General features: G+C 72.1%; 7 protein-coding genes and 1 pseudogene. 7 read left to right on the forward strand and 1 reads right to left on the reverse strand.

The annotated features are described in order from the left end of the window. Positions 1-211 precede the first annotated feature (211 nt). Complete coding sequence (locus tag D7W79_RS36215; protein WP_120529857.1) at positions 212-1,216, forward strand: SDR family NAD(P)-dependent oxidoreductase; 1,005 nt, start codon at positions 212-214, stop codon at positions 1,214-1,216. Positions 1,217-1,302: 86 nt separating this feature from the next. Then, the gene (locus D7W79_RS36220; RefSeq protein WP_120529858.1) at positions 1,303-2,304 is read left to right on the forward strand and encodes a diacylglycerol/lipid kinase family protein; all 1,002 of its coding nucleotides are present in this window, start codon (positions 1,303-1,305) and stop codon (positions 2,302-2,304) included. A gap of 15 nt (positions 2,305-2,319) precedes the next feature. Here the strand turns inward: D7W79_RS36220 and D7W79_RS36225 are convergent, their stop codons facing one another. Next, positions 2,320-3,228 carry a LysR family transcriptional regulator gene (locus D7W79_RS36225; RefSeq protein WP_244222162.1) on the reverse strand — a complete coding sequence of 303 codons (909 nt, stop codon included), beginning with the start codon at positions 3,226-3,228 and terminating at the stop codon, positions 2,320-2,322. Between the two features lie 118 nt (positions 3,229-3,346). Here D7W79_RS36225 and D7W79_RS36230 point away from each other — a divergent pair, with 118 nt between their 5' ends. The 5 genes and pseudogenes from D7W79_RS36230 to D7W79_RS36250 all read left to right on the forward strand — a co-directional run. Beyond that, positions 3,347-4,090, forward strand: coding sequence for a type 1 glutamine amidotransferase domain-containing protein (locus D7W79_RS36230; protein WP_120529860.1), 744 nt, complete (start codon positions 3,347-3,349; stop codon positions 4,088-4,090). Positions 4,091-4,114: 24 nt separating this feature from the next. Continuing rightward, positions 4,115-4,765 carry an NADPH-dependent F420 reductase gene (locus D7W79_RS36235; RefSeq protein WP_120529861.1) on the forward strand — a complete coding sequence of 217 codons (651 nt, stop codon included), beginning with the start codon at positions 4,115-4,117 and terminating at the stop codon, positions 4,763-4,765. A gap of 58 nt (positions 4,766-4,823) precedes the next feature. Next, positions 4,824-5,513: an NUDIX hydrolase gene (locus tag D7W79_RS36240; RefSeq protein ID WP_120529862.1), complete on the forward strand. Its 690-nt coding sequence runs from the start codon at positions 4,824-4,826 to the stop codon at positions 5,511-5,513. Positions 5,514-5,692: 179 nt separating this feature from the next. Then, positions 5,693-6,496, forward strand: coding sequence for a protein phosphatase 2C domain-containing protein (locus D7W79_RS36245; protein ID WP_120529863.1), 804 nt, complete (start codon positions 5,693-5,695; stop codon positions 6,494-6,496). A gap of 4 nt (positions 6,497-6,500) precedes the next feature. Then, a pseudogene (locus D7W79_RS36250) lies at positions 6,501-6,923 on the forward strand (hypothetical protein); the annotation flags it as partial.

Below are 6,923 nucleotides of genomic sequence, written 5' to 3' on the forward strand. Positions count from 1 at the left end.
CCGGTCCCGCACGTGGACCTCCGTCCGGATTCCGGGCCCCCTGCCTGCCTCGCTGGCTGCCCTCCAGGTGAGTCGCCGGTGGCCCGGGTAGGACGTCGGGGGCATCCCCACCTTCTCCGACGTGCGGCGTCATGGACGAGGCGCCCACCGACCCTCTTGAACGCTCGGGGCCCCGGGAGGGCCGCCGGGCCAGCCACAAGGACCCCACTCCATGGATCGCATCTGGAAGAAGAAGGTCATCGTCATCACGGGCGCCTCCAGCGGCATCGGCCGGGCCACGGCGTTGCTGCTGGCGAAGAAGGGTGCCCACGTGGTCCTCGCCGCGCGCCGGGAGGACCCCCTGGAAGAGCTGGCGGCCGAGTGCGAGTCCCACGGCGTCCAGGCCCTGGTGGTGCCCACGGACGTGGCGGACGCCGCCGCCGTGAAGCAGCTGGCGGAAGCCGCGGTGGGCACCTTCGGCCACTTCGACGGCTGGGTGAACAACGCGGGCGTCTACATGCTGGGCAGCCTGGAGGAGACGCCGGACGAGGCCTTCCGCCAGCTCATGGAGACCAACTTCTTTGGCACCGTGAGCGGCGCGCGGGCGGCGCTGGCGCAGTTCCGGCGCCAGGGCTACGGGACGCTCGTCAACGTGTCCTCCACCTTTGGCACCGTGCCCGCGCCATACCTGAGCGCCTACGTGGCCTCCAAGTTCGCGGTGCGCGGCTTCTCCGCGTCGCTGCGCCAGGAGCTGCTGAACACGGGCATCGACGTGTGCACGGTGATGCCCGCCGCCATCGACACGCCCCTGTGGCGCCACACCGCCAACTACACCGGCTGGCGCATCCGCCCGGTGGAGCCCGTCTACACGCCGGAGCGCGTGGCCCGCACCATCCTCCGCGTGCTGCGCCACCCTCAGGACGAGGTGATTGTCGGCCCCGCCGGGAAGAGCTTCGCGGCGATGCACGGCCTGCTTCCCCGCACGTTCGAGCGCACCATGAAGTCCGGCACGGACGTGCTGCACTTCAAGGACGAGCGGCAGGGGCCCACTCCCGGCAACGTCTTCCAGCCCATGGCGGAGGGGGACACGGCGTCCGGTGGTTACCACGGCACCGGAAAAACATGGCTGCGGCGGCTGCTGGTGGCCGGCGGACTGGCCGCCGCGGCGGTGACGCTGCGTCGGCGTGCGGCCGAGCGTCACCTGGAGGCGCGGCTCGCCCACGCCCTGGGCGCGTGATGACCATGTTCCCGAGGGGCGTCCCCATGCCGGGGCGCTTTTCGTGACGGGGCCATGACATGAACTGGGGAAGAGTCACACCCGCCATGAACATCGCCGTCCTCGTCAATCTGCGTGCGCGTAAAGGGACCGAAGGGATGGGCGGGCTCGTCAGAGACCTGCTCCCCCGGGCCCGGGTGGCCCTGACCCGTTCCCTGGAAGAGGCGCGGGAGTGGGTGGACCAGCTCCGCCATGACCCGCCCAGCCTGCTGCTGGCGGGCGGAGGGGACGGCACCATCACCGGCCTGCTCAACGAGCTGCGCTCCCAGGGCGTGGCCCTGCCGGCCATTGGCGTGCTGCCCCTGGGCACGGGCAACGCCTGGGCCCGCGTCACCGGCGCGCCGCGTCCCCACGTGGCGCTGAAGCAGATCGCCGCGTACGGCGAGCGCCTGCCGCCCCTGCGTCCCTTCTCCCTGGTGCGGGTGGAGGGCCGGGTGGCGCCCTTCGCGGGCACGGGCTGGGACGCGGAGATGATCCAGGACTTCAAGAACCAGCTCGCCTCCGCGGGGCCGCTCAAGAAGTCGCAGTCCGGCCTGCGCGGCTACCTGGGCGCCATGTTCACGCGCACGGTGCCGCGCCACCTGTTCGGCGAGGGCAACCCGAATGTCTCCGTCTACAACCTGGGCGCGTCCGCGCTGACCGTCGACGCGACGGGCGCGGTGCGGCCGGTGCCCAACGGCGGGACGGGGCAGCTCCTGTACCAGGGCCCCGCGGGCGTGGCGGGCGCGGCGACGACGCCGGAGTGGGGCTTCGGCTTCAAGGCGTTCCCGTTCGCGCAGGCGGTGCCGCACCGGCTGTCGGTGCGCGTGTACGGCGCGGGCGTGATGGAGGCCACGCGCAACATGTTCCGCCTGTGGCGCGGCGAGCACCCCATGCCGCGCATGCACGACTTCTTCGTGGAGCGCCTGCGGATGGACTTCGACCGCGAGGTGCCCTTCCAGATGGGCGGTGACGTGCTGGGCATGCGCCGCTCGCTGGAGTTCGACCTGGCGGAGGAGAACGTCCAACTGGTCGACTGGCGCCGCCTGGGCCGGCTCGTCGCGGTCTGACGCAGGGAGGCCCCCTCACGGCGCGGCGGCGCGCGCGGCCCGGACGAACACGTCGCGCAGCCAGCGGTGCGCGGGGTCGGCGTCCTCTCGCGGGTGCCACAGCAGCGTGAGGGTGTAGGGCTCCAGGGGCAGGGGCGGCGGCAGCAGCTTGAGCTTCAGCCGGGGCGCCAGCGCCTTCGCCACGCGCTCGGAGATGGTGAGCACGTAGTCGGACCCCTCCACCCACTGGAGCCCCGTCAGGAAGTACGGCACCGCGCGCGCGACGCGCCGGCGTTGGTTGCGCACCGCCAGCACCGTGTCCACGTAGCCGCCGGGTCTGCCGCGCGGGGCCACCTGCAGGTGCTCCAGCGAGAGGTACTGCTCCAGCGTCAGCGTGCGCCGCACCGTGGGATGGTCCCTTCGCACCACGCACACGAAGCGGTCGGTGAAGAGCTTGCGCGTGCGCAGCTCCGGCGGCAGGTCCACGTAGACGCCCACCGCCAGGTCGATGTTGCCCTCGCGCAGCATCGCGCCGTCGTCCGGCGAGTTGGGCAGGAACTGGAGCGTCGCCGCCGGGGCCTCGCGCCGCACCAGCCGGTCCAGCGTCGGGCCCAGGACCATCAGCATGTGGTCCGTGGCGTGGATGCGGAAGGTGCGCTCCAGCTTCGCGGGCTCGAACGTCCGTGCGGGCGACAGCACCGTGCCCACCTCCGACAGCAGCGCCTGCAGCCGGGGCCGCAGCGCCACCGCGCGGGGTGTCAGCACCATGCCCCGGCCCGCGCGCACCAGCAGCGGGTCATCCAGCTGCGTGCGCAGCCGCGCCAGGGCGTGGCTCATGGCCGGGGTGCTCAGCCCCATGCTGTGCCCCGCCTTCGTCACGCTGCCCTCGCGCAGGAGCGCTTCCAGGGCCACCAGCAGGTTCAGGTCCACCGAGGCCAGTTTCATGCGACGAAACATATCCTTGCAGGGGATTCACTGGCACGAAACCCACCCACCGCCGCATCTTGCCGTCCACGAAAGGCCCGGGGCGTGGCGCTCCCGGCGCAGGCGACAGGAGCGGACGATGCAAGAGCAGGGTTCCCAGGCGAAGGTGTCCTCCCAGAAGCGGGTGTTGATGGTCGTGGCCAGCCCCGCCGTCTCCACCACGCTGGGAGGGCCGGTGGGCTTCTGGGCGTCGGAGCTGGTGCACCCGTACATGGAGCTGACGGAGGCCGGCTACGCGGTGGAGCTGGCCAGTCCCCAGGGCGGCCGGGTGACGCCCGACGCGCTGAGCGACCCGCGCGACCCGAGCGGCTACTCCGCGCACGACATCCTCAGCCTGGGCTTCCTGAGCAGCCCCCGGCACGCGGCCCTGCTGGAGACGACGCGCAAGCTGTCCGACGTGCGGGTGGAGGACTACGACGCCATCCTCGTCTGCGGCGGCCAGGCCCCCATGTTCACCTTCCGCGAGGATCGCGCGCTGCGAGGGCTGCTGCGCGGCTTCCTGGAGGCCGGCAAGGTCACCGCCGCGCTGTGCCACGGCACGGCGGCGCTGCTGGACGTGACGCTGTCGGACGGACGGCCGCTGCTGGAGGGCCGGACGGTGACAGGCTTCGCCAACGTGGAAGAGGATGCAGCCGACCAGATGGTGGGGCGCAAGGTGATGCCCTTCCGCATCGAGGACGTCGCTCGCGAGCGGGGCGCCAACTTCGTGCGCGCGGGGGCCTGGAAGCCGTTCGCGGTGCGCGACGGTCAGCTCATCACCGGGCAGCAGCAGAACTCGGGGCGGGAGACGGCACGGCTCGTCATCCGGGGCCTGGGACACTGACGGACGGACACGCGGAGGCAAGCCATGGCGGACGTGAAGATTGCAATCATTGGCGTGGGCAACGTGGGCGGCAACCTGGGCGTGCGGCTGGCGCGCAGCGGGTTCCCGGTGCGCTTCGGGGTGCGGCCCGGCGCGGACGTGAAGGCGCTGCTGGAGCGGTGCGGCGGCCAGGCCCAGGCAGGGAGCGTGCAAGAGGTGGCGGCCTGGGCGGACGTGGTGTTCTTCGCGGTGCCCGCCAACGCCGCCGTCGCCGCCGCGCGGGAGGCGGGGGACCTGACGGGCAAGGTGGGCGTGGACTGCAACAACCCGGTGGCCTTCGACGCCAGCGGCCCCACCGTGGTCCCCGTCCCCGAGGGCTCCATCACCGCGGCACTGGCGAAGGCGGTCCCGGGCGCGCGCTGGGTGAAGGCGTTCAACACCTTCGGCGCGGAGTTCCACGCCGACCCGGCGCTGTCGGGCACGGCGGTGGACGTGCAGCTGGCCGGTGACGACGCGGCGGCGAAGGCCACCGTGGCCGCCATCGCGAAGCAGGCGGGCTTCCAGCCCGTGGACTGCGGCCCGCTGCGCAACGCGAGCCTGCTGGAGCACCTGGCCGTGCTGTGGATCCACCTGGCGGTGAAGGGCGGCCAGGGGCGGCAGGTGGCCTTCAAGCTGCTGCCGCGCGCGGCGTCCTGAACACACCCCTTGCCGGCACCGTGTCCTCTGGACACGATGCCGGCCGGAGGGTTTCCCCATGAGCCACACCTATGAGTACCCGCGCCCGGCGGTGACGGTGGACTGCGTCGTCTTCGGGTTGGACGAGGAGGACCTCAAGGTGCTGCTCATCCAGCGCGGGGTGGAGCCGTACCAGGGCCGGTGGGCGCTGCCCGGCGGCTTCGTGCGCATGGAGGAGTCCCTGGAGGACGCCGCGCGCCGCGAGCTGGAGGAGGAGGCGGGCCTGCGCACCAGCCACCTGGAGCAGCTCTACACGTTCGGTGCTCCGGACCGCGACCCCCGGGGCCGCGTCATCACCGTGGCGTACTTCGCGCTGGTGAAGCTGTCCGCGCACCACCTCCAGGCGTCCACCGATGCGCGCGAGGCGGCGTGGTTCTCCGTCTGGGATACGCCGAAGCTCGCGTTCGACCACGCGGACGTGCTGGCCACCGCGCTGCAACGGCTCAAGGGGAAGGTGCGCTACCAGCCCATCGGGTTCGAGCTCTTGCCGCCCAAGTTCACGCTCTCGCAGCTCCAGCGGCTGTACGAGACGGTGCTGGAGCGCGAGCTCGACAAGCGCAACTTCCGCAAGAAGATCCTCGCCATGGACCTGCTGGAGGAGCTGGACGAGGTGGAGCAGGACGTCTCCCACCGCGCCGCACGCCTCTACCGGTTCGACCACAAGAAGTACAAACAGCTCGAGAAGGCCGGCTTCAACTTCGAGCTGTAGGCCCCACACCTCCCGCCACTCCCCGCGCCTCTCGCTGACAGGGTGTCCCACGTCGCCTTGACTTCGTGTCATTACGACACTATGTTGGTGTTGTAGATACACGAAGTCGGACGGCGTGGGGCCGTCCTCTCGCCAGCAGGTTCCTGTCGTGCGTGCCCTTCGAGGGCCACGGGAGAGCCATGTCCACGCTGCCCTTCGACGTCGCGGTGGGTTCGGTGCAGGGCCGGGAGCATGCGCGCTCGGGACGTAACAACCAGGACGCCGCCTGCGTCCGGGAGAGCGAGCACGGGCTGGTGGTGGTGGTGGCGGACGGGTGTGGCAGCCAGCCGTGCAGTGAGCTGGGGGCGCAGCTGGGCGTGCGGCGGCTGGCGCAGGCGGCGCAGGCGCGGCTGGCGCGGGGCGAGGCGGTGGACGGCGCGGACTTCCTTCCCGGGCTGCGCGGGGACGTGCTGGAGCTGATGGAGGGTCTTGCGTCCACGCTGGGGCGGGACGTGCTGGGGGACCTGCTCTTCACGCTGGTGGGGGCGGTGATGACGCCGGCTCACACGCTCGTCTTCTCGTCGGGGGACGGGGTGTGGATGCTCAACGGCGAGGTGCACGCGCTGGGGCCGTTCCCGGGCAACGCGCCGCCGTATCTGGCGTACGCGCTGCTGCGCGGCGAGGACGTGCCGCTGATGCCCCGGGCGCTGCTGCCCACGGACGACGTGCACGCGCTGCTGGTGGGCACGGATGGGGTGGGGGACCTGTTGGGCCTTTCGCAGGCGCGGCTGCCAGAGCGCGACGAGCCGGTGGGGCCGCTGTCGCGCTTCTGGACGGACGACCGCTACTTCACGAACCCGGACGCGGTGCGACGGCGGCTGGCGCAGCTCAACCGCGAGTCGGTGCGCGCGGACTTCGCGGAGCGGCGGCTGCTGCGCGCGCCCGGGCTGCTGACGGACGACACCACGCTGGTGGTGCTGCGCCGCCGGATGGGGAGGGCGTGAGGCCATGGACGTCTGGCTGGAGGGAAAGAAGGTCCGGTTGGATCCGCAGCGGGCGCTGGGCAAGGGCGGCGAGGCGGATGTCTATGACCTGGGCGATGGCCGCGCGCTCAAGGTCTTCAAGCGGCCCGAGCACCCGGACTACCTGGGCCTCGTGCCCGAGCAGGCCGCCGCGAAGGCCCGGCTCGCGGAGCACCAGCGCAAGCTGCGCGCGTTCCCCACGGGCCTGCCGGCGCGCGTGGTGACGCCGCAGGCCCTGGCCACGGACAAGAAGGGCGTGGAGGTGCTGGGCTATGCGATGCGCAAGCTGGATGGGGTCGAGCCGCTGCGCCGGTGGAGCGAGCCGGCGTTCCGGCGCGCGGGAGGCAAAGCCGCGGACGCGGTGACGGTGCTGGCGGGGCTGCACCGCGTGCTGGGGGCGGTGCACGCG

Origin of the sequence: Corallococcus exercitus (assembly GCF_003611585.1) — a bacterium.
Taxonomy (GTDB): domain Bacteria; phylum Myxococcota; class Myxococcia; order Myxococcales; family Myxococcaceae; genus Corallococcus; species Corallococcus exercitus.